The sequence below is a fragment of the Sulfurospirillum sp. genome (genome assembly GCF_036802865.1).
In the GTDB taxonomy this organism is placed as follows: Bacteria; Campylobacterota; Campylobacteria; order Campylobacterales; family Sulfurospirillaceae; genus Sulfurospirillum.
This window is the reverse complement of sequence record NZ_DAIRVK010000002.1, coordinates 192,318-217,208: the sequence shown is the minus strand read 5'-3', so window position 1 is coordinate 217,208 and position 24,891 is coordinate 192,318. Positions and strand designations below refer to the sequence as shown.

The 24,891-nt window shown below is 40.1% G+C and carries 26 protein-coding genes; 16 read left to right on the top strand and 10 right to left on the bottom strand.

The window, feature by feature from the left end; all coding sequences use genetic code 11:
* Window positions 1-12 precede the first annotated feature (12 nt).
* From V7Q04_RS05480 to V7Q04_RS05460, 5 genes are all read right to left on the bottom strand, one after another.
* Window positions 13-843 carry an SIR2 family protein gene (locus V7Q04_RS05480; RefSeq protein WP_333803921.1) on the bottom strand — a complete coding sequence of 277 codons (831 nt, stop codon included), beginning with the start codon at window positions 841-843 and terminating at the stop codon, window positions 13-15.
* Window positions 830-2,227 carry a sigma 54-interacting transcriptional regulator gene (locus V7Q04_RS05475; protein ID WP_333803920.1) on the bottom strand — a complete coding sequence of 466 codons (1,398 nt, stop codon included), beginning with the start codon at window positions 2,225-2,227 and terminating at the stop codon, window positions 830-832. Before V7Q04_RS05475 ends, V7Q04_RS05480 begins: the two co-directional genes overlap by 14 nt.
* A 74-nt stretch (window positions 2,228-2,301) precedes the next feature.
* Window positions 2,302-2,511, bottom strand: coding sequence for a putative nitrogen fixation protein NifT (nifT, locus tag V7Q04_RS05470; RefSeq protein ID WP_333803919.1), 210 nt, complete (start codon window positions 2,509-2,511; stop codon window positions 2,302-2,304).
* A gap of 10 nt (window positions 2,512-2,521) precedes the next feature.
* Window positions 2,522-4,159 carry an L-aspartate oxidase gene (locus V7Q04_RS05465; protein ID WP_333803918.1) on the bottom strand — a complete coding sequence of 546 codons (1,638 nt, stop codon included), beginning with the start codon at window positions 4,157-4,159 and terminating at the stop codon, window positions 2,522-2,524.
* Between the two features lies 1 nt (window position 4,160).
* On the bottom strand, window positions 4,161-5,288 hold the full coding sequence (locus tag V7Q04_RS05460) for an aldo/keto reductase (RefSeq protein ID WP_333803917.1): 1,128 nt from the start codon (window positions 5,286-5,288) through the stop codon (window positions 4,161-4,163).
* A gap of 335 nt (window positions 5,289-5,623) precedes the next feature.
* Between V7Q04_RS05460 and cstA the strand changes: the two genes are divergently transcribed.
* The 6 genes from cstA (at window position 5,624) to V7Q04_RS05430 (ending at window position 11,179) form a co-directional block, all read left to right on the top strand.
* Entirely contained in the window at window positions 5,624-7,747 is a 2,124-nt protein-coding gene (cstA, locus tag V7Q04_RS05455) for a pyruvate/proton symporter CstA (RefSeq protein ID WP_333803916.1), read from the top strand.
* A 54-nt stretch (window positions 7,748-7,801) separates the two neighbouring features.
* Window positions 7,802-8,002, top strand: coding sequence for a YbdD/YjiX family protein (locus V7Q04_RS05450; protein ID WP_333803915.1), 201 nt, complete (start codon window positions 7,802-7,804; stop codon window positions 8,000-8,002).
* On the top strand, window positions 7,980-9,026 hold the full coding sequence (locus V7Q04_RS05445) for a CobW family GTP-binding protein (protein ID WP_333803914.1): 1,047 nt from the start codon (window positions 7,980-7,982) through the stop codon (window positions 9,024-9,026). The genes V7Q04_RS05450 and V7Q04_RS05445 overlap by 23 nt, the downstream gene beginning before the upstream one ends.
* Window positions 9,027-9,122: 96 nt before the next feature.
* Window positions 9,123-10,244, top strand: a complete 1,122-nt coding sequence (locus tag V7Q04_RS05440) for a pyridoxal phosphate-dependent aminotransferase (RefSeq protein ID WP_333803913.1) — start codon at window positions 9,123-9,125, stop codon at window positions 10,242-10,244.
* Complete coding sequence (locus tag V7Q04_RS05435) at window positions 10,241-10,654, top strand: YiiD C-terminal domain-containing protein (protein ID WP_333803912.1); 414 nt, start codon at window positions 10,241-10,243, stop codon at window positions 10,652-10,654. The genes V7Q04_RS05440 and V7Q04_RS05435 overlap by 4 nt, the downstream gene beginning before the upstream one ends.
* Window positions 10,655-10,705: 51 nt before the next feature.
* Window positions 10,706-11,179: an FKBP-type peptidyl-prolyl cis-trans isomerase gene (locus V7Q04_RS05430; protein WP_333803911.1), complete on the top strand. Its 474-nt coding sequence runs from the start codon at window positions 10,706-10,708 to the stop codon at window positions 11,177-11,179.
* A 40-nt stretch (window positions 11,180-11,219) separates the two neighbouring features.
* Here the strand turns inward: V7Q04_RS05430 and ldhH are convergent, their stop codons facing one another.
* The 3 genes from ldhH to V7Q04_RS05415 form a co-directional block, all read right to left on the bottom strand.
* On the bottom strand, window positions 11,220-13,346 hold the full coding sequence (gene ldhH, locus V7Q04_RS05425; RefSeq protein WP_333803910.1) for an L-lactate dehydrogenase (quinone) large subunit LdhH: 2,127 nt from the start codon (window positions 13,344-13,346) through the stop codon (window positions 11,220-11,222).
* Window positions 13,346-13,906, bottom strand: a complete 561-nt coding sequence (locus V7Q04_RS05420) for a LutC/YkgG family protein (RefSeq protein ID WP_333803909.1) — start codon at window positions 13,904-13,906, stop codon at window positions 13,346-13,348. The genes ldhH and V7Q04_RS05420 overlap by 1 nt, the downstream gene beginning before the upstream one ends.
* A 243-nt stretch (window positions 13,907-14,149) precedes the next feature.
* The gene (locus V7Q04_RS05415; RefSeq protein ID WP_333803908.1) at window positions 14,150-14,710 is read right to left on the bottom strand and encodes a hypothetical protein; all 561 of its coding nucleotides are present in this window, start codon (window positions 14,708-14,710) and stop codon (window positions 14,150-14,152) included.
* A gap of 137 nt (window positions 14,711-14,847) precedes the next feature.
* Between V7Q04_RS05415 and V7Q04_RS05410 the strand changes: the two genes are divergently transcribed.
* Both V7Q04_RS05410 and V7Q04_RS05405 read left to right on the top strand, forming a co-directional pair.
* A complete protein-coding gene (locus tag V7Q04_RS05410) occupies window positions 14,848-16,071 on the top strand; it encodes an MFS transporter (protein WP_333803907.1) in 1,224 nt (407 codons plus the stop codon).
* A gap of 40 nt (window positions 16,072-16,111) precedes the next feature.
* Window positions 16,112-16,894 carry an NYN domain-containing protein gene (locus V7Q04_RS05405; RefSeq protein WP_333803906.1) on the top strand — a complete coding sequence of 261 codons (783 nt, stop codon included), beginning with the start codon at window positions 16,112-16,114 and terminating at the stop codon, window positions 16,892-16,894.
* 1 nt (window position 16,895) lies between these two features.
* Here V7Q04_RS05405 and V7Q04_RS05400 read toward each other — a convergent pair whose 3' ends face one another.
* Window positions 16,896-17,459, bottom strand: coding sequence for an HDIG domain-containing metalloprotein (locus V7Q04_RS05400; protein ID WP_333803905.1), 564 nt, complete (start codon window positions 17,457-17,459; stop codon window positions 16,896-16,898).
* A gap of 196 nt (window positions 17,460-17,655) precedes the next feature.
* Here V7Q04_RS05400 and V7Q04_RS05395 point away from each other — a divergent pair, with 196 nt between their 5' ends.
* From V7Q04_RS05395 to V7Q04_RS05365, 7 genes are read left to right on the top strand one after another with little or no spacing between them, the layout of a single operon-like run.
* Window positions 17,656-18,069: an NADH-quinone oxidoreductase subunit B family protein gene (locus V7Q04_RS05395; RefSeq protein ID WP_333803904.1), complete on the top strand. Its 414-nt coding sequence runs from the start codon at window positions 17,656-17,658 to the stop codon at window positions 18,067-18,069.
* Window positions 18,066-18,491: a 4Fe-4S binding protein gene (locus V7Q04_RS05390; protein ID WP_333803903.1), complete on the top strand. Its 426-nt coding sequence runs from the start codon at window positions 18,066-18,068 to the stop codon at window positions 18,489-18,491. The genes V7Q04_RS05395 and V7Q04_RS05390 overlap by 4 nt, the downstream gene beginning before the upstream one ends.
* Window positions 18,492-18,986 carry an NADH-quinone oxidoreductase subunit C gene (locus V7Q04_RS05385; protein WP_333803902.1) on the top strand — a complete coding sequence of 165 codons (495 nt, stop codon included), beginning with the start codon at window positions 18,492-18,494 and terminating at the stop codon, window positions 18,984-18,986.
* On the top strand, window positions 18,979-20,067 hold the full coding sequence (locus tag V7Q04_RS05380; protein WP_333803901.1) for a hydrogenase large subunit: 1,089 nt from the start codon (window positions 18,979-18,981) through the stop codon (window positions 20,065-20,067). The genes V7Q04_RS05385 and V7Q04_RS05380 overlap by 8 nt, the downstream gene beginning before the upstream one ends.
* 1 nt (window position 20,068) lies before the next feature.
* Window positions 20,069-20,542 carry a 4Fe-4S dicluster domain-containing protein gene (locus V7Q04_RS05375; protein ID WP_333803900.1) on the top strand — a complete coding sequence of 158 codons (474 nt, stop codon included), beginning with the start codon at window positions 20,069-20,071 and terminating at the stop codon, window positions 20,540-20,542.
* 6 nt (window positions 20,543-20,548) lie between these two features.
* A complete protein-coding gene (gene hypA / locus V7Q04_RS05370; protein WP_333803899.1) occupies window positions 20,549-20,896 on the top strand; it encodes a hydrogenase maturation nickel metallochaperone HypA in 348 nt (115 codons plus the stop codon).
* A gap of 1 nt (window position 20,897) precedes the next feature.
* Complete coding sequence (locus V7Q04_RS05365; RefSeq protein WP_333803898.1) at window positions 20,898-22,322, top strand: glutamate synthase subunit beta; 1,425 nt, start codon at window positions 20,898-20,900, stop codon at window positions 22,320-22,322.
* A 133-nt stretch (window positions 22,323-22,455) separates the two neighbouring features.
* Here V7Q04_RS05365 and V7Q04_RS05360 read toward each other — a convergent pair whose 3' ends face one another.
* Window positions 22,456-23,433, bottom strand: coding sequence for a hypothetical protein (locus V7Q04_RS05360; RefSeq protein ID WP_333803897.1), 978 nt, complete (start codon window positions 23,431-23,433; stop codon window positions 22,456-22,458).
* Window positions 23,434-23,661: 228 nt separating this feature from the next.
* Here V7Q04_RS05360 and V7Q04_RS05355 point away from each other — a divergent pair, with 228 nt between their 5' ends.
* Window positions 23,662-24,501 (top strand): substrate-binding domain-containing protein, encoded by an 840-nt coding sequence (locus V7Q04_RS05355; RefSeq protein WP_333803896.1) that lies wholly within the window; start codon window positions 23,662-23,664, stop codon window positions 24,499-24,501.
* Window positions 24,502-24,891 lie beyond the last annotated feature (390 nt).

The following is a 24,891-nucleotide window of genomic DNA, read 5'->3' as shown; positions in this document are numbered from 1 at the left end:
ATGAAGAGTGCCTCATCCGACACTCTTCAAAAAATCCTCCAATGAAGTTTCTAGCTTTTCAATTTTATGTGAAAAGAGAAACTTCTCTTCTTTTTTACTGATTTTTTCTTTATCATTCACCAAGTAGCCACCACTTAACCCCAAAGTCACTTCATTTGCCACCATACGATACGTATCACGATCAAAATCAATGCCTAAGAAAAGATAGCTTTTGTCATTTTTAAATGTTTTTAAAAAAGGTGGAAGCGCATAGCCACCCATTGCTTCAGTCAACCAATCAACAAAATCTGCATCAGAGATAATAAAGCTTTTTTCAGGGACCGTACAACCTAAAGGCTTAAATATAATGGGCTGCATAGGACTCAACATCTCTTTTTCAACACGATGGTATTCTTTAGAAGATGCTGTGTAACTGTAAACCAAGAAGCGATCATACCCTGCCATAATACGGCTCACACCTGTAATCAAGAAGTGATCCATTTCAGCATAAAGCTTCAAAAGAGAATCGTCTAGATTGAGATCAACAACATACTGAGGCATCAAAGTTTTAAGCCATGTATAAACCTCTGGCATGGGGTAAGGTTTTGCTGTAAAGATATGGTTGGTCATCTGCTCAATGAAAGGTCTTCCTTTGCGTTGTTCCAAACTCATGGCAGCTCTAGAGTACTCATACATCAAACGTGGAGACATCGCCCTTCCGCCATTGAGGCTTAAGATCATCGAATCGCTATCAAAGGGGATTTGAGATCCATCTTCTGTTTTAGTTTCTTTAAAGACACCCATCCCGATAAATGGAACCACATTGCCCAGTTTAATTTGGGCTTCTAATTCACTCTTCTTCACTCATGATCCTTCGTTGACACATCAATTTTTGATTAAAGGCTGGAAGCAGTAACAACATCTCATCGGCACTAATGCCGTCTTCACTTCCCATAAGTACAATACGTTCAACCGTATTTTCAAGCTCTCTTACATTTCCAGGCCATGTATATTGGCACAAAATCTCCATCGCTTCATCGGTGATGACAACACGTTTTTTGTGATTGCTGATTGCTTTTTGCAAAAAGAAATTAACCAGTTGGATGATGTCATTTCCACGTTCACGAAGCGGTGGTAAATCAATCGGTATAACATTAAGGCGGTAGTACAAATCTTCTCTAAATGTACCATTTTTTACCATCTCTTCAAGGTTTCGGTTCGTTGCAGCAACTAAACGAACATTGACTTTAACCGTTTTAGAGCCACCCACTCTTTCAAACTCTCGCTCTTGTAGAACGCGTAAAAGCTTGACTTGAGCAGAAGATGAGATATCGCCTATTTCATCGAGGAAAAGTGTTCCTCCATCGGCAAGTTCAAAACGCCCTTTTCGTGCCTCTTTTGCATCGGTGAAAGCACCTTTTTCATGCCCGAAAAGTTCACTTTCAATCAGTGTATCGGTAATAGCCGCACAATTGAGTTTAACAAACGGCTCATCCCGACGTTTAGAACGCTTGTGAATTGCTGCAGCTACAAGCTCTTTTCCTGTACCCGTTTCACCACGCACTAAAACTGTAACATTACTCTCAGCAATGCGCTCTACAACGTTATAAACACTCTTCATTTTAGGGCTCTCACCGATAATATCACCAAAATTGTGCACTTTTGAGTCCCACTCCATTTTATAGTAAAGTTTGAGCTCTTTAAGGCGCTCTTTTTCTTTAAGATTGATGTCATGCGACCTTATAGATTGCGCAAAAATAGAGCTTAAAATCGTCAAAACACGAATTGTACTTTCAAAATCAATCGCCGTTGTTTTCGTAATATTTGCACCCAAAACACCGATAACTTCTTGATCTACCAACATAGGCACTGCGATATAAGAGAGTGCATTTTGATCGCGATTGCCTGATTTATTTAAAAAGAGCATGTCATTATGTAAATTTTCGATAACAACGGGTTCTTTACTTTGCGCCGCAAAACCCGTAGCACCCTCGCCTAATTTATACGTTGCTAGCTCTTTTTGGTGCTTGCTAAAATCGATACAGGCGTACACCGTTAAAAGATTTTCATCATTCAATGCATGAATAACGCATTTTTCTAAATGCAAACGATTTTTTAAAATAAGTAGTGCTTTTTCAAGTGAAGCAACCAAATCTAAAGAGTTGGAAACAACCATCGCTGTTTCATAGAGTGTCATCAGTTCTCTGGTGGTGAGGCAATCCCCACACTTAGCATCAAACGCGACCATTTTGCACCCCTTTATCCGTTTAAAATATTATAGTTGAAAATGAGCAATTAATGCTCAATTTTTATGTTTATATTTTAATCAGACAACTTTTTACAGACTTCTTCTTTAGGAAGTTTTTTCGGATTTGGTTGAATCCACCATGTCTCACCATTGCTAAGCACCACTTCGCCACCCCATTTTTCTTCTGTTTCAAATTCTATTTTTGTGATTGTCTCTTCCATATCTTTTTTTGCGATATAAAAATAGAGCTCATTATTTTCTTCTCTTAGCATTACTTTTGCCATTGTCTTTCCCTTATGTTAAAATTTTCTTGAGCCACTTTGTCAAACCACTCTCTTCATACTGCACTTTAAAAAACCCCTTTTGAAGCTCTTTAATAAGCACATGACGATTTCCTTCTTTACTCATAAACGCAAAATCTTCTCTATAATGTGCGCCCCTACTCTCACGTCGCTGCATCGCTGAAAGTATGATTGCTTCACTTAACTCCAGTGCATTGCGGAGCTCTAAAATCGAAATTAATTCAACATTATTGTTTTTGCCTTTATCAATACAGTGCAATGTATTGGACTCTAAACGGAGGTACTTCATATAGTCAAATGCTTCTTGTAGGCTTACTTCATTGCGAAAAATACCTGCTTTATCAAACATGATTTTGCCTACTGAAATGCGCATTGCATTAAAGTTTTTAGAACAATCCCCATCAAAAATACGTTGCACCAAATCCATGTTTTTAATCACAACATTGTAATCAATCGGTAAAAAATCCTTATTGAATGCGTATTCTCTTGCTTTCTTACCCGCAAGTTCTCCAAAAACAGCACCTTCTAAAAGCGAATTTCCACCCAATCGGTTTGCACCATGCACGCCAAGAGCAGCACTTTCACCGCAGATAAAAAGCCCTTTGAGTTCACTTGAAGTCATTGAAGATGCAATGCCACCCATACTGTAATGCGCCACAGGTTTGATTTCTAAGAGTTCATCGGATAGGTCAATTCCCACTTGATTGTAAGCATTTTTATACAAAGAGGGAACACGTGTTTCCAAAATTTCTTTGGAGATATGACGCATATCCAGATAGACTTTTTTACCCGACCTCATCTGCTCAAAAATGGCACGTGCAAGCACATCACGCGTGCCTAATTCATTGACAAAACGCTCACCATCCGCATTGACAAGGTAACCTCCCTCGCCTCTGGCGGCCTCAGAAACCAAGTAGCTTGTCTTAGCAAATCCTGTGGGGTGAAACTGAACAAATTCCATATCTTTGAGGCTCAGACCCGCACGAAGTGCTACACTTAAAAGATCACCTGTACAGTCTTGTGCATTGGTGCTAAAACCTCTGTATATGCCTGCATATCCGCCCCCTGCAAAAACAACTGCTTTAGTGGGGTAAACGGTCACCGTTGAGTCGAGCTTTTTAAGCGTAACCACACCACTGACATACTCTTCTATCTTCGTGATATCCATAACAAAATGATTGACCAAAAATTCAACACCCACCAGTTTTGCTTTTTTTATAAGTGCTTGCGTAATGGCAGAGCCCGTACTATCGCCCACAAAACAGGTTCGTTTAGAACTTCCTCCACCAAAGCTACGTTGCAAAATGTTTCCGTTTTCATCGCGATCAAACAAGACGCCATATGTTTCTAATTTTTTAATAATCAACGGTGCTTGATGGCACAAATAACCGATCGTTTTTCTATCGCCCAAATCTTTGGAGCTTTTCATGGTATCGTCGATGTGTTTTTGAATCTCTACTTCATTTTTTTCATCTAAAACAGCGTTAATACCTCCACTGGCAATAGAACTGTTTGATTTAAAAATATTGCTTTTCGTAATGATGGCAACGCTGTTGGTTTCACTCTTTGCCTCAATCGCTGCCATAAGACCTGCGATGCCTGAGCCTATTACGATTACGTCATATGTCATGTTATCGCTCCACCTTATAAAGAAGATTGTATTTAGCACTCGTGGTAGCATTCAGTGTTGCAATGCCAAGGTTACTGCTCACATGATCACTTTTACTGGAACTGAACAGCGAAGTGACAATGCCTCTGGTTGAACGAACAAATTGAAGAGCGAGTTGGACGTCACTTTGTAACTCCATTTTGGCATCAAGCAGATAGCCAACTTCTGGTTTAAATGGCTTTTGAAAAAGATGCATCTGCAACAGTGAAGAGCTGCTCATCACACCAAGCCCTAATTTGTGGGCTACCTGCAAAGGCGTGTAGTAGTTGCCATCAGACATTTTTTGGTTTGCCACACTGTATGCATTGGTTTTAGCAATGTTAAAAGGTAATTGAATGTACTTAAAGTGATGGTTGACTCCACCCACTTTTCGTGCGACATCATAAATATCTTCAAGATTTATATACTCACTATTGCCCTCTTCGTATGTAAACGCATTCCATACGGCTAAACCATAGGCTTTTATTTTTCCATTCTCTACCATTTCTTCGAAGCTGGCAAAAATATCTTCCAATTTTGTAAGAAAATGGTCATACCCAATTTTAGTAAGTTGCGTCTCGGGATTGTGTAAAAAGTAGATGTCCAAACACTCTACTTTTAAATTACGCAACGAACGCTCCAATGAGTCTTTGAGAAAGGCTGGTGTCATACAGTGCTGATCTAACTCGATGTCAAAAGATGTCGCCAAACCCTTTTGGATGATGTTTTCATTGATCCACTCGTAGGGATTGTTTGGAAAAGGAAAATCAAGCGGTACAAAGCCACCTTTAGAACAAATAATCAGCTCTTCACGCTTCACCTCACCCTTGTGCATAAGCTCTTCTAAGGCTTCGCCGATTTCACGTTCACTTTGCTGATAACGGTAGTTGATCGCCGTGTCTATAACATTAACACCATTAGAGATAGCCGTTTTTAGCGCATCTTTATAATCAAAAGTATAGTTTTCTTCTTTATAAGGCTCTTTTTTAAATGTTCCAAAACCAAGCTTGGAAAAAATCAATCCATCATACCGTGCATAAAAATCTTTATAGTGTGCAAAACGTTTGGCAAAACCATAAGTAGCTTCAGGAGTTGCATGAGTAAAACGCATTGGGCACCTCGTTTTTTACAACAGACTATACAAGAAACGTTCCGTGCACTGCGTAAGGCATTTATCCTAACCTTAAAAACAACACTGTAAAAAATGTTTTTTAGGTTGTTATAAATATGCTCAAAACCCCTCGTCTAAGAGATAAACACTTTTTGAAACATTGGACTTCTAAATGCGTTATCTTTTATTAAAGATGCGTACAATTAAAGCTAAACTAAAAGAATATATGCTAACTTTTGGGCGTTGTTAAGGTGTTGCAGTTTCAGGAACGCTTTAGCAATGTTAAGGTTTACCTTGACCGTTTTACGATTGCAAATTTTATACGGAGGTAAGATATGTCAACAAACAGTTCAAGCTCATCGTCAAAGATAGCTTGGTTATTTGTAGCCATTTTAGGCGCTATTGCGTTTGGCTATATTGCATTAAATCGAGGCGAATCGATTAATGCTATGTGGGTGTTAACGGCATCGGTGTGTGTCTATTTGATTGGTTATCGCTTTTATAGCCTTTACATTGAAAAGAAGGTTTTACAAGCAGATGCGACACGTATGACACCTGCGTTTCGTCATAATGATGGACTTGATTATGTCCCAACAAACAAAGTCATTCTCTTTGGTCACCATTTTGCGGCCATCGCAGGTGCTGGTCCTCTCGTTGGTCCCGTTTTAGCGGCACAAATGGGCTACCTTCCAAGTATGCTTTGGATCTTAGTCGGTGTTGTTATTGCAGGTGCTGTTCAAGATTACATGGTTCTATTTGTCTCAACCAGACGTGACGGTAAATCACTCGGAGAACTTGTCAAAACAGAAATGGGAACCATTCCTGGAGTTATCGCGCTTATTGCGTGCTTCATGATTATGATCATTATCCTAGCGGTTCTTGCAATGATTGTTGTTAAAGCACTTACACATAGTCCTTGGGGAACTTTCACCGTGGCCTTTACTATTCCACTCGCTTTCTTTATGGGTATTTACCTTCGTTTTATTCGTCCAGGTAAAATTCTTGAAGCATCTATTATCGGTTTTGCCGGTCTTATCTTTGGCATTATCTACGGTGGACAAGTAGCGCTCAATCCAGCAATGGCAGTCTACTTTGACTTAAGTGGCGTGCAACTTACATGGGCACTTATTGTTTATGGTTTTATTGCAGCGGTTCTTCCCGTGTGGCTTCTTTTAGCACCACGTGACTACCTCTCTACCTTCTTAAAAATTGGTGCTATTATAGGTTTAGCTATTGGTATTGTGGTTATGATGCCAAATATGCAAATGCCAGCTGTTACCAAATACGCTTTTGATAGCCATGGTCCAGTATGGGCAGGAACATTGTTCCCATTCTTGTTTATCACCATTGCATGTGGTGCCGTATCAGGTTTCCACGCACTCATTTCCTCAGGTACCACACCTAAAATGCTTGCCAATGAAACACAAGCACGCATGATTGGTTACGGTGGTATGCTCATGGAATCTTTCGTTGCGATGATGGCACTTATTTCAGCTTCTATCATTGATCCAGGTGTTTACTTTGCGATGAACTCTCCAATGGGCGCACTAAACCCAACCGGTTTAGCAGACATTGCAGCAGCAGCTTCTACAACAGTAAGTAACTGGGGATTTGTTGTAACTCCTGATGTATTGACTCAAATTGCAACCGATGTTGGTGAAAAAAGTATTATCTCTCGTGCAGGTGGCGCTCCTACCTTAGCGGTTGGTATGGCTCAAATCATTCACGGTGCACTTGGCGGACTAGGTTCTATGTCTTTCTGGTACCACTTCGCAATTTTATTTGAAGCACTTTTCATCTTGACTGCGGTTGATGCTGGTACGCGTGCAGCACGTTTTATGTTGCAAGATTTACTAGGACTCATCAATCCAAACCTCAAACGAACCAACTCATGGTTTGCAAGTCTTTTAGCCACAGCATTGGTTGTTGCTTCATGGGGTTACTTCCTCTATGTCGGTGTTGTCGATCCATTGGGCGGTATTAACACATTATGGCCACTCTTTGGTATTACCAACCAAATGCTAGCAGCGATTGCTTTGATGTTATGTACTGTGGTACTTTTCAAAATGAAACGTCAAGCGTATGCTTGGGTTTCTATCGTCCCTGCAACATGGCTTGTTATTTGTACGATGGCTGCTGCTTGGCTCAAAGCATTTAGTACTGATCCTGCGGTCAGTTTCTTTGCTAAAGCAAACCAACTTCAAGCACTTCTTGCAAGTGGCAACTTTAAACCAGGTGCTGTCTTTAAATCCAAAGAAGCAGTAGAGCAAGTTATTTTCAATAACCAGCTTGATGGTTTCTTAATTGTTGGATTTATGGTAGTTGTGGTTGTAATGATTGGCTTTACGGTACAAGCGTGCCTTAAAGCACTTAAATCAGATCAACCAACAGCAAAAGAGATCCCTTATGCTCCTCTTCCTGCGAATGCAGAAGCGATCATAAGCGGAACTGCTCACTAATAAACGCCTATCAAGAGATGGAAACATCTCTTGATACTTCAATAAGGAAAAGCGATGTTTGAAAATCTTGCGAAAGCGGGGAAATATTTGGGACAGGCTGCTCGCTTGATGGTGGGGGTACCTGATTATGACACGTATGTGCAACATATACGCCTCACACATCCTGAGCAAACACCGATGAGTTACGAAGAATTTTACAAAGAACGTGTTGAAGCACGGTATGGAGGCAAGAATGGCAGTTCCCGTTGTTGCTGATGAAATGACTCCAAAAATGCCTCTACCCGTTACTATTCTCACAGGTTTTTTAGGTTCGGGTAAAACTACTCTCATCAACTACCTTTTAGAACACAATCACGGCGAACGCATTGCTATCATTGAAAATGAATTTGGTGCGGTTAATGTTGATGGTGCATTACTCAAAAAAGATGCTGATGTCGAGATCGTCGAACTGAGCAACGGTTGTGTGTGCTGTAGCATCAGAGGAGAGCTCACCGAAGCCCTTCATGATTTACTGGCAAAAATGGATTCTGGTGCTTTTAAAGCTGACCGCCTTCTTTTAGAAACCACAGGACTTGCTGATCCAGCACCCATCGTTCAAGCTTTTTTTGTCGATGAAATCATTCGTGAACGCATTATGCTTGACGCTGTGATTACCCTTGTCGATGCTTTTCATATCATCAAACAACTCGATGAACACCGAGTTGCCGCTTCTCAAATAGGTTTTGCAGACAGGATTATTCTCACAAAAGCCGATAGCGTCGATGAAATGCAAAAAGAGTATGTGCTCTCACGTATTAATGCCATCAACTCCAAAGCAGAAATTTTTGAAGCTTTGAAAGGTGCTCTACCTAAAAAAGTCTGGATAGGCATAGGTGCATTTGATCTCAATGATGCTTTGAGTGTCAACCAAGGTTTTTACCAAGCCAAAGATGTTCAGAACATCCAATTTAAAAGCTTTAGTGCTCAAAAACCACAACAATCATGGAACGATGATATAACCTCTTACGTATTTGAAGCAGGAGAGCTTGACATCAAAAAAATCGGTGCCTTTATGGAAAATCTTGTAGAAATTTATGGCAACGATATGCTTCGTTACAAAGGTGTTCTTGCTGTAGATAGTGATGATCGTCGCTTAATTGTTCAAGGCGTTCATAAAGTGGTTGGTTTTGATTTTGGATCGCCGTTTGAGAACGAGCGAAAATCATTACTGGTTGTCATCGGTCGTACACTGCCTTACGAAGAACTCAAAGCAGAGTTTTTACAAACCATCGTTGCTTAACCCATTGTTCACAATGGGAAGCATCGCTTTCGTTTTCTCCCTCAAAAATTCGTTATAATGTCGCAAAAACAAGGGTTTTAAACCCAAAGGCACTGTATGCGTTGCACAGAAATGAGTTCTTTTATTGTGATGGACATCGTCAAAGAGGCTGAAAAATTTGATGATAGCATCCATTTTGAGATCGGTCAGCCGGATCTTCCACCCTCACCAAACGTCAAAAAAGCGTTACACGAAGCTGTCGATAACGACAAATTCTCGTACACCCAAAGCCACGGCTTAATAGCACTTCGTGAGGAAATCGCTACACATTATGCAAAAACCTATGGTGTGCACATTGACATCGACCAAATCTTTTTAACACCGGGAACCAGTGGTGCATTTTTAATCGCCTACGCCCTTACCCTAAAAGGTGGTGCCACTTTGGGACTGAGTGATCCTTCATACCCATGTTACAAAAATTTTGCTCACCTTCTCGACATCAAACCACTGTTTATGCCCATCGGTAAAGAGGATGACTTTGAATTACATGTAAAGGATTTACAGTCTCATCATTTAAATGCACTTCAAATCTCCTCCCCTGCCAATCCAACGGGTAATATCTACAAACCAGAGAACCTAAAAGCATTGGTAGAATACTGTGAAGCCCATAATATCGCCTTTATCTCCGATGAACTTTACCATGGACTTACATATGAAGAAAATGCCCATAGTGCGCTTGAGTATGGTAAAAATGTTTTAGTCATCAATGGTTTTTCAAAATACTACTGTATGCCAGGACAAAGGCTTGGCTGGGTCATCGTACCCAAAGAGCAAGTGCGCCATGCCGAGATTGTCGCACAAAATCTTTTTATCTCAGCACCCACACTTTCCCAATACGGTGCACTCGAAGCATTTGATGAGGCGTATCTCTCAACCATCAAAGCCGAATTCAAAGCCAGACGTGATTTTCTCTACACTGAACTCTCAACCCTTTTTGAGATCGACGCAAAACCAGAAGGTGCTTTTTACATCTGGGCAAACATCTCACAATATTCCGATGATAGCTTTGCCTTTGCTAAAGAACTTTTAGAAAATATCCACGTCGCGACCACACCTGGCATCGACTTTGGAAGCAATGGTACCAGCCACTACCTCCGCTTTGCCTACACAAGAAATATCGAACATATGCGTGAAGGCATTGAGCGACTTAAGACATATTTGAATCAATCACGACCATGAATATTTTAGAAATACCATTTGTGCATAAAGTGGGACTAACACGCACGCACGAAGGCAACTTGACATTACAGATGGATCAAAGCAACGAAAACCATCTCCAAACAGTTCATGCAAGTGCACAATTTACCCTTGCTGAAACTATCAGTGGGGAAGCAATGCAACTGGCATTTCCACATCTTGTTGGTAAAGTCATACCCATATTAAGAGAATCGCACATCAAATTCAAAAAACCTGCTACTGGAAATATTTACGGATTAGCGCATATTGACGGTGAAGCTAAAGTAAAATTTGAAGAACAACTTACTAAAAAAGGACGTGCTATTTTAAGCATTGAAGTAGAAATAAAAGATAACAATGAGACCACAACATGTATCGGACAATTTGATTGGTTCATACAAAAGATAGAGTAATTATTTACACCTATAAAACGATAGAATACCAAATAATTTTAAGGAGATACCATGACAATTTCTAAAAACACGGTTGTTACGCTTGAGTACACCATTACCGATACCGAAAAAAACCTACTTGACTCAGGCGCAGAGCCGCTTATTTACCTTCACGGTGGCTACAATGATGTCTTTGCCAAAATCGAAAAAGAGCTCGATGGTAAAAAGGTTGGAGACACCATTAAAGTACAACTCACGCCCAAAGAGTCGTTTGGGGAGTATGATGATTCATTAGTCAGCGTTGAAGCACGCAGTGAATTTGATGACCAAATTTTTGTCGGTGAGCAGTTTGTTGAAATCATCGAAGATGAATTTGATGAAGAAAACGATCAAAAAATTTCGTATACGATTAAAGAGATAACCAAAGATGAAGTCACACTCGATGGAAACCACCCTTTAGCAGGCATTGATGTTGTCTTTAAAGCTAAAGTTTTAGATGTACGCAAAGCAACTGCAAAAGAGATCAAAGAAGAACACGCAAGATAAAAGCAGTAAGGAAGAGTTTAAAACTCTTCCTTATATGTGTTTATTTAAACTTATCTAACATCAACTCGGCAGGATGCACTGCTTTTACTTTAGAGCCAGATTTATCAAGCCCACCACGTAATTGAATCAAACAACCAGGACACTCAGCAGAGACAAATTCTGCACCCGTTGCTTCAATGTTTTCAAGCTTTCGTTTCAACATTTCCATGGAAATTGCAGGTTGCTTGATGGTGTACGAACCACCCATACCACAGCAGGTATCGCATTCATTCATCTCTTTGATTTCATAGCCAGCAGCGCTTAATGCATCACGAGGCTCTTTGAAAACACCTACGTGTCGTTTTGCATGGCATGAGTCATGGTAGGTTAAGGTATGAATTTCTACGCCCTCTTTAGGGGTAAGACGTTTCTCTTTGATGAGCTTATCGACCAACTCTGTAAACATATAAGTTCGTTCTGCTACTTTATTTGCTTCTGGAATCAATGCTTCTCTGTGTTGCTCTTTCAGTATTTTTGCCCACTCTTTTTTCAAAGCCGTTGTACAACTCGCACAACTTACCACGACATACTTCGGATCGCCCTCTAAAAGCGGAAGAATGTTGCGCTCTGCAGCGTCCGCTGCCATATCAAACGAGCCACTTCCCCAATGTGGAATACCACAGCACGATTGCTCTTCTGGAAACAGCACTTCAATGCCCGCTTTATTTAAAATCTTAACAATCGCGACACCCGCATCTGGGTAAACAAAGTCAAGCGCACAACCCGCATAAAAAACTGCCTTCTCATCGCATTTTGGTTGTTTAAGGGTTTTAAAAATATCCCTAAAAGGAGAAGGTGCAACCGAAGGTAAACTTCGATACTCAGATAAACCTGAGAGGAACATCGGCAAGTGTCTGATATAACCCTCTTTCACAAATGGTTTTTGAAGCACCGAAGCGGTACGGAGCATGGTATGGAAAACCTTACGGTTATTGATAACTTGAAGTGCGCTTTTATAGATAAACGGTAAGCCCTCTTTATTGGCTGCTCGACGGCGAATTTCTAAGATAAGTCCTGGAATATCGATTTTAGCGGCACATATCTCTTTACACTTATCACATCCGATGCAGAGTGCTTGGATGTCTTCTGCTGATTTTAACTCATTAAACCATGCTGTTAAAATGGTACCAATACCCCCAGTATAAATGTCACCAAAGACGTGTCCAGTCACTAAGCGGTATACTGGGCAAACGTTCAAACAGGCGGCACAGCGAATGCACTGAAGTGCTTCTTTAAATTTCGGGTCTTCTGCCATTTTGGTTCGGTTGTTGTCCATTAAAACAATGTGAACCTCTTTCATCGTTCCATCATCATTCAAAGTTGGAGCAGAGATAAATGAGGCATAACTGGTCAAAAGTTGACTGGTAGCATTGCGTGGAAGTGCCGCTAAAATAGGCGCTGCATCGGTATAATTTGGAACCAGTTTTTCAAGTCCGACTAAAGCCACATGTACTTTAGGAAGGCTTGTTACCAGACGAGCATTTCCCTCATTGGTACAAATAACGATAGAACCCGTCTCTGCAATAGCGATATTAGCCCCTGAGATACCCATATCGGCTTCAAAAAACTTCTCTCGTATCGCTTTTCGTGCCACTTTAACCAACTTTTGAATGTCGCTATCAAGCATCTGCTTAGTCTCTTTAGCAAAAAGCTCTGAAATCTCTTCTTTGGTTAAGTGAAGTGCTGGCATAACCATATGTGAAGGCGTTTGGTGAGCAAGCTGGCATATCCATTCACCTAAGTCTGTTTCATCAGATTGAATGTCAAATTCATCAAGGTAATGGTTAAGATGAATCTCTTCGGTTGCCATTGATTTTGATTTGACGATTTTTTTGACACCTTTTTCTTTACACAAATTAGCGATGTACTCACGTGCTGCTTCTGGGCTATTGGCGATGAATACTTTGATGCCATTGGCTTCGGCATTTTTCTTAAAGGTGTGTGCGAGTTCACGAAGATGACCTGCCGCTTCGCCTTTAATATCGGCGATGGTCGTACGCAATGCTTCAAAATCGATACCTTCAAATGCTTTGGCACGTGTTGCTGGATAATTCCATCTGTCTAAAATACCTGCAAGATTTTGATTTTCAAGGGCTTTGTTGATGGATGCTGACATATCTTGTTTCATTATGCTACTCCTTCTAACTCTAAATCATCGACACACACAATCACCAATCGCTCAGGACCATGAACCCCCACAGCAAGGACACGTTCAATGTCTGCTGTTTTACTAGCCCCCGTGATAAGCGTGATGTATTTGTCATTTTTAGGGTGCATTTTGGTCATCAACGCAGGAATATCTGCGATGATTTTTGAAGTTGGAAGAATCGCCACGTGAATCCATGCAAGCGCAGAAGCAAGGCGTTGAGCAATATCTGTCGAATCTTGCGCCATACTTCCTGTTTCAGCCAATCCCCATTTTAATTGAGTAATGCCTACTTTTGCACCTTTTGCTAACTCTTTATTCACTTCAAAATGAAGACCTGGAAACTTCTGTGCCATTGCTTCGTTATCAAATTGCTTTAAGATAGGACTATCTGCCCACACAGCGTAAGAACCTGCCTCCTCTTTTACTTCTTCTTGCGCGAGTAACTCTTCGATAAATCCAAGTGCCTCAGGGGTTGTTGCAAAACGCTTCACTTCGGTATTGCCCGATGTTTCAGCTCTTGCTTTAAAATTTTCAAACATAGGTACGTCTCCTTGTATTGTGAGATATTATTTACAAGCATATTACATTCTTAACTAAATATAAATTATTATATTTAATCCAAATATACAAACATTTTAACGCATGCAAATGATGAATGTATGAGATTTTCAAGATTGTGAAAAGGAGAGAAGATGGGGTTTACTTTATGATACATAATGAAATAGAAAATTCAAAACTTAATGTGAAGAAGAAAAATTCTCTTTTTTCTTCTTCACAAAACATTAGTTTATTTTAGGACAATCACGCTCTGCTAATCTAGTATCACATACCATAACTGATTTAAAATATTTTGTCCAAAATGCAATTTGTTCTTTACTAGGTTCGAATTTAAATGCTTTTTGAACAACATAGAAACTATCATTTCCTTTTATTGCTTTAAATAGTGTATATTCGGGTTTTTCAGTTTTTTGATTTAAAGGACATATTTGAAGCCAAATTGTAAATGGATACCCATTTTCGGTATCTTTTGCTATATGAAAAAACTCAGCATCCTTGCAGGAATCATCCCACATCTTTTGAATACCTGCTTGAAAGCTTTCGGGAGTTGCATTATTAAGCCCGAAAAAAACTTGTGTCGTAACCATTTCAGACCAATTATTGACAGATTCATTTTGGGGAACCATCTCTATTATTTTCATATTTCCTTTTCGCGTTTGGAAATCAATTTTATAGCCATTAGGTAATGTCTGTAAAAGATTTTCATCTTTGAATTCTGCCCAAGAATAGAGAGGAAATAATATACATAATCCTACAAAGACCCTACGTAACATTGTCAAATTCATAAATACCTCCCCATTAATTGTTAAATAATTATAGGATAATTTATACATAAATCAATGATTCGCTACATTTATCTAAAACAGTTTCAAACCTTAACTCCGCTATAATTTCCATATTCAACCAAAGAGCATTTATCACCATGAACATCAATACCTTCCGAGCTTTCGAAAGCCAAAATTATCGACTCTTTTTTGCAGGGCAATCTGTCTCTCTTATGGGTACGTGGATGCAGCGAACTGCTGTATATTGGGTTGTTTACGTGCAAACGCATTCTGCTTTTATCCTAGGACTAAGTGTCTTTGCCTCTCAGTTTCCCTCTTTTTTGTTCTCATTATTAGGTGGGGCTATCGCGGATAGATACGATCGTTACAAAGTGCTTCTCTTTACACAAATTGCTTCGATGGTGCAAGCGATTGTCATGACAGTCATTGTTATATGGACAGATTATTCTGTAACAGAATTGATCTTACTGAGCCTTTTTTTAGGCGTAGTCAATGCCTTTGATGTACCAGCACGCCAATCTTTAATTCACTTGATGGTTAATCAAAAAGATATTGGCAATGCAATTGCCCTTAATTCATCCATGGTGAACTTAGCACGTCTCATCGGTCCTGCCGTTGCAGGTATCGCACTTGAAGCTTTTGAAGCAGGGATTTGCTTTATGCTCAATGCCCTAAGTTTCATCGCCGTTCTTGGCTCACTGCTTAATATGAAATTACCAGCATACATTCCAAATCCTCGAAAACAGAAAGTACTGACTGATCTTAAAGATGGTCTGAACTATCTCAAATCTACACCATCACTGGGTGTGTTGATTTTGCTCCTTGCCCTCATTAGTTTACTTGTCCTTCCCTATATAACTCTTTTTCCAATTATCGCAAAAGAGACTCTAGGCGGTGATGCCTCAATTTATGGCTATCTTAACAGTTTTGTTGGCGTAGGAGCCTTTAGTGGAGCAATCTTACTGGCATCGTTAAAATACACAGCAAATCTGATAAAACTACTCATCCTCGCGACCACGCTTTTTGGGCTAGGGCTTCTTTTGTTTTCACTTTCACAGACATTGCCATTTGCCTTTTTCTTTTGCACCATTGCAGGCTTTGGTATGATGCTCCATACAACCATCATCAATACCTTACTTCAAACAACCTCTTCAAGTGAAATGAGAGGAAGAGTCATTAGTTATTATGCCATGGCATTTTTTGGTATGCAACCTATTGGTGCACTTTTAATCGGTACGGTCTCACATTATATTGGTGCAGATGAAACGCTTTTTTTACAAGGCTGTATTGCGCTCATCATCATTGCGGCTTTTTTACCCTATTTATGGAAAGTAGCGAAAGAACACGCCAAGCCAGCATAACTAAGCTATAATCTGTGCATTACTTTCTAAAGGCATGAGCATGAAAAATATCAGTGACGAAAAACGAATTGTTGTCTTAATTGATGCCGATAATGCCCAACAAAGCAAGATCGAACTCATCCTTGCAGAACTCTCTACGCACGGTCATATTATCGTTAAGCGAGCCTATGGTGACTGGTCAAGTAGCTACCTCAAAAATTGGAAAGAGATCCTCAACGAGCTTGCGGTTCAGCCTATTCAGCAGTTTGCTTATACCACGGGGAAAAATTCAACCGATGCTTCGATGATCATTGATGCGATGGACCTGCTTTATACGCAAAAATTCGATGCCTTTGCGCTGGTTTCAAGCGACAGTGACTTTACCAAACTTGCCTCTCGTCTGAAAGAGTCGGAAATTTATGTCTTTGGGTTTGGTGAACACAAAACGCCTATCTCATTTCGTAATGCCTGCGATGACTTTATTTTCACCGAAAATCTCAGCGTCAATGCTGAAACACTCGAAGAGGCACCCGAAGTTAAAACCTCCAACAAAGCAGCATCCAATGATGACAGTTTAAAAGAACTTATAAAACTTTTACAGATAGGATGGGAAAAGACGCAAGATGATGAAGGCTGGGCGAGCGTTTCAGCCGCAGGTGCCTACATCAAACGACAGTCTCCTGACTTTGATCCACGTACCTATGGTTCCAGTAAAATGACCTCGCTTCTTGCCAAACTGAGTGAACACTTTGAGATGAATCGCTACCCGGGAAAAGGAACGGCAACCATTGTTGATTACCGACCGATTGTTAAAAAAGCGCCCGCAAAAAGACGCAGGCGCTAGATTAGTTTTTAAGCTCTAGCCCTAAATGAGGGGCTATGGCTCGCATAGCAGCAATGACATCTACAATGAGCTCGTCTATCGTGACACCCAGCATATCAGCCCCTTTTGAAATAACCTCTCTGCTTGCTCCTGCGGCAAAATTTTTATCTTTGAACTTCTTTTTTGCCGATGAAAGCTCTAAATCCATCACAGATTTGCTTGGGCGAACCAATGCACATGCGGTGATAAGCCCCGTGAGTTCATCGACTGCGTAAAGTGTTTTTTCCATTTTGCTCTGTGGTTCGAGATCGGTACAAATGCCCCATCCATGAGACATAATAGCACGTATAATCTCTTCGCTGTACCCTTTTTCTCGTAAAATTTCTGCTGTTTTATGGCAGTGTTGTTCAGGAAATTTTTCATAATCCAAATCATGCAACAATCCAACAAGACCCCATAGTTCTTCATCTTCACCTGCTTTTTGTGAAAAGTAACGCATTGTTCCTTCAACAGCAAGTCCATGAATTACCAGTGCATCACCATTATAGGCTTTCAGCAGATTAAACGCATCTTCTCGTGTAGGCATTTTTGTCCTTTATATATAGTAATGAGGCATTTTACCGTTTTAATGAAAACTCTTTGCAACAAAATAATTTTTTATTCTGTGATATATGATTAAATTTTATAAATTTCTCAATAATTGTGTTACAATTATGTCTTTAAATTAATCTTTACATATTTAATTAATCTTAGTGTCATAACTTAAAATTAAAGAGACCTTTATGGCGGATAACATCAACGTTTATCGTATTAACGCAGGCTCGTGTAATGGCTGTGATGTAGAGCTACTAGCTAGCATCCTTGTTCCAAAATTTGGCTTTGATACCCTTCATTGCACCTACACTAACGACCCTGATGAGGCACAAATCGTCATTGTCACAGGTTCTATCACCGCACGTTCAAAACCTTTTTTAGAAGCAACACTCAAGCGACTCCCTTCCAAAAAAGTGGTCGTTGCGATGGGTATTTGCCCGATTACGGGTGGTGTTTTTCGCGACAGCTACTCTATAGAAGGTCCATTGGATCGTTTCGTAGATGTCGATGTCAACATCGCAGGATGTCCACCATCGCCTCAAACGATTGTCGATGGTCTCATTAAAGCGTGTGAACTTTGGAATGTAAAGGTGAATGCATGAATACCTACAAAGGAAAAGTAGACTTTCATAAAGATGAATGTGTACTGTGTCAAACCTGTGCGTTCGTTTGCCCTGCTGGAGCAATCAATATTTCCTGTATTAAACCTCAAGAAAGCTATGATTTTATCATCTGGCATAACACCTGTACCTTGTGTGGGAACTGTGCCTATTTTTGTCCAACGGGTGCTATCTATCTTAGCAATGATCTAGCACAAGCCACACCACAAAGTGAAAAATACACTGCTATTACTGCCAATATGGTCGAATATGGTGCGTGTACTCAGTGTCATGCTCCTCTGATTAACGTGCCACAATCCATGCTACAAAAAGGGTTTAAAAACGTCACAGAAGAGCTTACATCGCTCTTCAGCCTCTGCCCTCAATGCAGACGTGACCATACATTTGCAAAGCGAGTTCTTTAAATGAAATCTTTACATGTAAAACTAAACGACATAACCAAATCAATGGCTCTTCGTTGCCATTTTGAACCAAACTGTGATAGTCTGTGGTGTGAAATAGATGATAAAAATCTTCTCTTACAACTTGCAGAAATCCTTCAAACACTCAATGCACGTGTCTGTATGATAACCGCTTATGCAAAAGACGATGAACACGAATTGGTCTATCATTTTGACCTGAATGGTGTCATGATCAATCTCAAACTGCACATTATGGACAAACGTGTTCCATCCATTACTCCGCTTTTTAAAAGTGCCGACTGGACGGAGAGAGAACTGAGTGAAATTTATGGTATTGCCATTGAAAATCACCCCAACCCTCAACGTCTTTTTCTTGATGAGGCGATTAAAGAGAGCGTGCTCAATGAGTATTACTCGCTTTCATCGGCAATCAATGGCAAAGTGAGTGAGTCACTTTGGAACAGAGTCAAAGCTGAAAAAGGGGTCATTCATGGATAAAACAAAAGTTATTTTAGGACCTTTTGATGTCGCACTTGAAGAGCCGGTTTACTTTAAAATAGAACCCAATACGGATGGTAAAACCATAAAAAGTGTTGATATGATCAACGGTTTTGTACACCGTGGTATTGAATCTATCGTGCTGAAAAAGAATTTTTTACAAAATCTCATCATCACTGAAAAAGTGTGTGCACTTTGCTCAAACAACCATCCGTTTACCTACTGCATGGCAGTGGAAAAAATAGCGAATCTCAGCCTTCCAGAACGCGCCCTTTACCTTCGTGTCGTTGCCGATGAGATCAAGCGCATTGCCAGCCATTTGTTTAACCTTGGAATGCTAAGCCATCTCATTCACAACAAAACGTTGATGACACAGCTTCTTGAAACCAGAGAGGATTTTCAAGACCTCAAAGAGCTTATTTGGGGCAATCGCATGGACTTAAGTGCCAACACCATCGGTGGTGTAAAGTTTGACCTTGACACAAAACTCATGACAACCATCAAAGAGACACTGGATAAAAATAAAAGTAAAATCGAAGCGTTTATTGCGCTTTTTGAAACCAATGAAACACTCATCACACGCCTTCGTGGTGTGGGAACTTTGAGTTATGAAGATGCCCTAAAATTGGGCGTTGTAGGACCTGTGGCACGTGCGAGTGGTGTCAACAACGATGTACGCAAACGCGCTCCTTACGCCGCGTATGACAAACTTTCGTTTGATGTCATGCTTCAAAAAGATGGCGATGTGCTTTCTCGTGCTAAAGTGCGCCTTTATGAAATTTTAGAGTCTATGAAACTACTTCATCAAGCCCTAGATGCTTTGCCAGATGGTGATGTTGTCCTTCCAACACGTACGCTCATTCCTGAAGGTGAAGCGATCTCTCGCACGGAAGCGCCTCGTGGTGAGCTAGTGTATTACCTCAAAACCAATGGCTCGCAAAAACCCGAGCGCATGAAGTGGCGTGTGCCGACTTACATGAACTGGGAGGCGCTTAAAGTGATGATGCCAAACAACAGCATTGACGATGTTGCGCTGATTTTTAACAGCATCGATCCTTGTATTTCGTGTACCGAGCGTTAAGATGAGACATCATTTTATATTTGCAGACAGTACCAAATGTGTCGGATGTTTAAGTTGTGAGTTAGCCTGTGCGGCGAGTTACCAAGGTATTGCTTTTGAAGAAGCTTATACTACGAAACTGCCGCTTATTTCACGTAACCGTGTTGTCAAATTTGAGGGTAAAACAGCGCCCCTTCAGTGTATGCACTGCGAGTCTCCTTCGTGTATGGCAGTGTGTCCGCATGGCGTCATCGAGAAGATGGATGATTTTGTTAAGATTCATGAAGAAGCGTGTGTGGGTTGTGGTTGTTGCTCCTTGGTGTGTCCTTACGGTGCGATTACGATGCGCCCTAAAGAAGACCATCTTGTTGCGGTTAAATGCAACCTCTGTTTCAAACGCGTAGAAGGACCTTCGTGTGTTCGCGTCTGTACGACCAATGCAATTTCGCTGGTCGATTATGATGAGTACACTCGGTTAATGGCGCAAAAAGGCTAAGTTTTCATGCATGAGTACACCATCGTCGCTTCACTCATTGATTTGTGCGAAAAAGAGGCGAAGACAAACCATGCCAAAGCCATTAAACGCCTTGAAATACGTGTGGGAAGACTGAGTGGCATTGAAATACATTTTTTGGAACAGTGTTTTGACACCTTCAAAGAAGACACCATCTGCCACGATGCTACGTTGGTTGTAGAATTGTGCGAAGTCGTACTTTTATGCGCAACGTGTCATGAAAAAAGTGTCGTCAAAGAGAACCATTTTATCTGTCCAAAATGTCACAGTGAAGACTTTACCATGATAGGTGGGCAAGAGTTACATGTCAAAAGTATAGAAATCATCGAGGAATAGCATGAGAGAATATAAAACAATCGCAAAAGCCTACCCTAAAAAACGTCCTGCAGAGGAACGTGTTGAGGATTATTACCCGATTTATCATAACTTTGAAGAGAGCGAAGCGAAGGCGCAAGCGAGCCGTTGTCTTCAATGCCCCATTGATCTTTTGCGTGGCCTTGAAAGCGAGTTTAAGTTCTGTCGCACGGGCTGTCCTTTGAACAACAACATTCCAAGATGGCTTAAAAAGACATATGAACATGACTATTTAGGTGCTTTTGAACTCTCCAATGCCCGTTCACCTTTTCCTGAAATACTTGGTCGAGTATGCCCTAAAAAAGGGCTTTGTGAGAGTTCGTGTACACTGGAAAAAACTGAGTACCATGCCGTTTCCATTGGCAATGTCGAAGTCTTTTTAAATGAAACAGCGTACGAGCAAGGCGCTGTGCCTGATTATGGGCAAAAAGAAGGACGAAAGTTCAAAGTCGCTGTCGTGGGAAGTGGACCAGCAAGCCTTAGCTGTGCAACATTTCTCCTACGATCCAACATTGAAGTAGAGATGTTTGAGCGAGAAAACCGTGTGGGTGGACTTTTGATGTATGGCATTCCTAACTTCAAGCTTCCCAAAAGTGTTATTTTAAGGCGTTTTGAGTGGATGAAAAATGCGGGTATGAAAGTGCATCTTAACACCGAAGTGGGCAAAGACATTACTATTCCCGAGTTGCAAGAGAAATTTGATGCCATCTTTTTGGGTCTTGGCGTGCCAAAAGGTCGCAGTGCCGACATGGAAAATGAAGATGCTGATGGCGTACATCAAGTCATGACACTGCTCACACAAACGCAAAAAAACCTTTTTGATCACGCCCTTCAAAAGTCCATTTTACGAAACAAACACGTTGTCGTCATCGGTGGAGGTGACTCTGCGATGGATGCCCTGCGTACCGCCATTCGCCATAAAGCCAAAAGTGTGACTTGTGTGTATAGACGTGATGAAAAAAGTATGCCAGGAAGTCCAGCCGAAGTACTCAATGCCAAAGAAGAAGGGGTACAGTTCATCTTCAACGCCCTGCCTAAAAAAGCACTTGTCGATGCAGAACACCGTGTCGTCGGACTTGAAATTCTTGAAACCTACATGGATGAAAATAAAAAACTGCAAACCAAACCACACAGCGTTCAAACCCTACCCGCCGATAGCATCATCCTAGCGCTTGGTTTTGAAGCCAAGCATTTTAGCTTCTACGATGAACTTAACCTCTCTGTGGGACGTTCAAACACGCTTATCGTGGATGAAAACAAAGAGACGTCGCACCCATTCATCTTCGCAGGTGGCGACGTGGTAAGAGGCGCTAACTTGGTTGTTAATGCTGCACTTGATGGAAGAACTGCCGCTGTTGCGATAGCCCAAAAATTGGGCGTTGTTGAGGATCAGAAGCTTTACATGTAAGTTAAATGAGGAGTTAAAATCTAGCTCCTCAGTCTTTTATCTCTCGTTGTGCATTTGAGCCTATTTCGACCCATTTTCCTGACATTAAGAAAATGGTCTGAAATTTCTATTTGAGAATTTTCAGACGATATTTTTACTTTAATAAATCTTTTTTTTGTTTCTCTTGAATTATTTTTTGCGCTTCTTCTTTTGAATGTTCTATCACATCTTCAGAAACCTTATTAAACCATTCCAAAATAGAATCCATCGTTATAAGAAGAATTAATGATTTTTCATAATTACCATAATTTATATCTTGTCCATGTAAAATGGCATGTCTACTTAAAAATCTGTCTTTCTTGACTGTATTATCAAGAAGTACATTAATCCAAAATTCTTTTGCAACATTCGCAACTTCACACTTATCGTCTGTCGTTAAAATTGTTTTTATATGACTTTTTAGTACATCATCAAGCCGAATTCCTTGCACATTAACAATATCACAGATTAACCCTTCAAACTGCGCGATTAATGCGGGAATAACAATGTTATATTTTTTATTTTGATGTGCCCAAATAATTTCTTCAAAAATATGTATTCTTTTTTTGGCTATATCAAAAGATTTCCATTCTTCTAACATATTTGTAATTCTACGCTCATTGTAAACACGCGTCATATGTTCAATCAAAGATTTACGAGCTTCAATTTTATCTTCCATTTCAATAAGAATTCTTATTTCAACATATTCAATTTCATTCAAAGGTGGTAATTGCTGTTCAATTAGAAGCTCCGTATATCTAATTAGAGTATTTTCTATAGCTTTCCAATCTATATTTTGAAACGAGCGATTTTGTTCTGCTATCTTTTGGATAGTTAACTGTAAATCATTATTTATAATAGGAATTTTGACTTGACTTATTTGTTTAGCTACATTATGAATACAACTTTGCCATGCTTTTTGCGATTTTCCATATGCTAGTAGGAACTCTTGGTTTTGAATAATTGGTGATAATTTGGCATACAATGAATTATTAAATTGTGTTTGTAGCTTTAATGCAAGCTGATTTAATTCTGCATTATTATCTTTAAATATCTTTTGTATTTTTACAATTTCATTGTCATTATTTGCCATTAATGCACTCCATTCTTTTATAACGCCATTATTGTAACATGATTTAAGTATCTATATTTACATCTATCTTTAATATTCTTTGCATCTTCTATTACAACAATTTTATCTTAAAATAAATATGTAAATTTTACACATTACTCATATCATTTTCATCATGCACGGCTTATTTAAGGGCTTTGTTGCATTGCATGTGTTAGGTTAAATCATATAACTTTACAAGGAGGCAGGATGCTTTTAAAAGTTTTTACATCAATACTGGTGGTATGCAGTTTCATGTTTGGTGCGGAGTGTACGGAGCGCTATGGTAAAGGCTCATTGGAAATCAAACTAGCAACAGGAAGTCCGGGAGAGTTGGGTCTTGTCAAAGTCTTAGCCGAAGCGTTTGCAAAAACCAATGATATATCTCTCTGTTGGATCAAAGTAGGCTCAGGGGAAGCACTCTCTATGCTTAAAAACAAAGATGTAGATCTCATTATGGTGCATGCACCTAAGGGTGAAAAAGATGCGCTTAAAGAGGGTTGGGCAAGTGATCGCTCTTTGATTGGGTCGAATGAATTTTACATCACAGGTCCCAAAAGTGATCCTGCGTTGATTAAAGACTCTTCCAGTGTTGTGGAGGCTTACTCACGCATTGCTACGAAAAAAGCCCTTTTTTATACCCGTGCAGACAACTCTGGAACGCACAAAAAAGAGCTCGACATTTGGAAAAAAGCAAATATCACACCTGAAGGCAACTGGTACACTGCCAATAAAGACTTCATGCTGGCAACTCTCAAAAAAGCCGATACCACAGGTGCTTACTTTATGACCGACAGTAGCACGTGGGTAGCGGCACAAAAAGAGCTTAAAAACATGAAGATTCTTTTTAGAGGTGATATTTTCCTCGTCAATACCTACAATGCCCTCAAACAAAATGGCTTAGATACACCTCAAAAAAATATCAGTGCGAAGTTCATAGACTTTGTTGCTAAGGGCGAAGGACAGACGATTATTCGTAATTTTGGAAAAGAACTTTACGGTGAAGCAATCTATAACGACGCTGAGTACGCCAAAAAATACGACCGATAATTGTCTCTTTTTTAAAAGAGAGGAAATCTATCTCATTTTTTGACACAGATCAATCCTTTATTTTTCCGTATGAAGTAGAATGCGAATTCTATTTCATACAGGAGAAAAATAATGAAATCTCTGTTTCTTAGAATGAGAGTCATACACATTGCAGCTTTTTTGATACTCCCACTCAATGCTTTCTTTTTTACCACCAATACACTCGGTGCGATCATCCAGTACACTATCGCTGTTATCCTCATCGTGCATGATATTGATGAAAAGAAATGGGGTGTTGACCTGAGCCTTAAAATCAACCAAGCCTTAGCATCGATGGACCTTACCAAAGAGATCAAAATCAACACAAGTTTTAACGCAGAATCCGCCAAGATGCTAGACTCCGTTGTCTTT

Bases quoted from the DNA above. Each gene is read 5' to 3' on its own strand.
- V7Q04_RS05475 (WP_333803920.1), bottom strand. From the start codon at position 2,227: ATGGTCGCGTTTGATGCTAAGTGTGGGGATTGCCTCACCACCAGAGAA.
- nifT (WP_333803919.1), bottom strand. From the start codon at position 2,511: ATGGCAAAAGTAATGCTAAGAGAAGAAAATAATGAGCTCTATTTTTAT.
- V7Q04_RS05465 (WP_333803918.1), bottom strand. From the start codon at position 4,159: ATGACATATGACGTAATCGTAATAGGCTCAGGCATCGCAGGTCTTATG.
- V7Q04_RS05460 (WP_333803917.1), bottom strand. From the start codon at position 5,288: ATGCGTTTTACTCATGCAACTCCTGAAGCTACTTATGGTTTTGCCAAA.
- cstA (WP_333803916.1), top strand. From the start codon at position 5,624: ATGTCAACAAACAGTTCAAGCTCATCGTCAAAGATAGCTTGGTTATTT.
- V7Q04_RS05450 (WP_333803915.1), top strand. From the start codon at position 7,802: ATGTTTGAAAATCTTGCGAAAGCGGGGAAATATTTGGGACAGGCTGCT.
- V7Q04_RS05445 (WP_333803914.1), top strand. From the start codon at position 7,980: ATGGCAGTTCCCGTTGTTGCTGATGAAATGACTCCAAAAATGCCTCTA.
- V7Q04_RS05440 (WP_333803913.1), top strand. From the start codon at position 9,123: ATGCGTTGCACAGAAATGAGTTCTTTTATTGTGATGGACATCGTCAAA.
- V7Q04_RS05435 (WP_333803912.1), top strand. From the start codon at position 10,241: ATGAATATTTTAGAAATACCATTTGTGCATAAAGTGGGACTAACACGC.
- V7Q04_RS05430 (WP_333803911.1), top strand. From the start codon at position 10,706: ATGACAATTTCTAAAAACACGGTTGTTACGCTTGAGTACACCATTACC.
- ldhH (WP_333803910.1), bottom strand. From the start codon at position 13,346: ATGAAACAAGATATGTCAGCATCCATCAACAAAGCCCTTGAAAATCAA.
- V7Q04_RS05420 (WP_333803909.1), bottom strand. From the start codon at position 13,906: ATGTTTGAAAATTTTAAAGCAAGAGCTGAAACATCGGGCAATACCGAA.
- V7Q04_RS05415 (WP_333803908.1), bottom strand. From the start codon at position 14,710: ATGAATTTGACAATGTTACGTAGGGTCTTTGTAGGATTATGTATATTA.
- V7Q04_RS05410 (WP_333803907.1), top strand. From the start codon at position 14,848: ATGAACATCAATACCTTCCGAGCTTTCGAAAGCCAAAATTATCGACTC.
- V7Q04_RS05405 (WP_333803906.1), top strand. From the start codon at position 16,112: ATGAAAAATATCAGTGACGAAAAACGAATTGTTGTCTTAATTGATGCC.
- V7Q04_RS05400 (WP_333803905.1), bottom strand. From the start codon at position 17,459: ATGCCTACACGAGAAGATGCGTTTAATCTGCTGAAAGCCTATAATGGT.
- V7Q04_RS05395 (WP_333803904.1), top strand. From the start codon at position 17,656: ATGGCGGATAACATCAACGTTTATCGTATTAACGCAGGCTCGTGTAAT.
- V7Q04_RS05390 (WP_333803903.1), top strand. From the start codon at position 18,066: ATGAATACCTACAAAGGAAAAGTAGACTTTCATAAAGATGAATGTGTA.
- V7Q04_RS05385 (WP_333803902.1), top strand. From the start codon at position 18,492: ATGAAATCTTTACATGTAAAACTAAACGACATAACCAAATCAATGGCT.
- V7Q04_RS05380 (WP_333803901.1), top strand. From the start codon at position 18,979: ATGGATAAAACAAAAGTTATTTTAGGACCTTTTGATGTCGCACTTGAA.
- V7Q04_RS05375 (WP_333803900.1), top strand. From the start codon at position 20,069: ATGAGACATCATTTTATATTTGCAGACAGTACCAAATGTGTCGGATGT.
- hypA (WP_333803899.1), top strand. From the start codon at position 20,549: ATGCATGAGTACACCATCGTCGCTTCACTCATTGATTTGTGCGAAAAA.
- V7Q04_RS05365 (WP_333803898.1), top strand. From the start codon at position 20,898: ATGAGAGAATATAAAACAATCGCAAAAGCCTACCCTAAAAAACGTCCT.
- V7Q04_RS05360 (WP_333803897.1), bottom strand. From the start codon at position 23,433: ATGGCAAATAATGACAATGAAATTGTAAAAATACAAAAGATATTTAAA.
- V7Q04_RS05355 (WP_333803896.1), top strand. From the start codon at position 23,662: ATGCTTTTAAAAGTTTTTACATCAATACTGGTGGTATGCAGTTTCATG.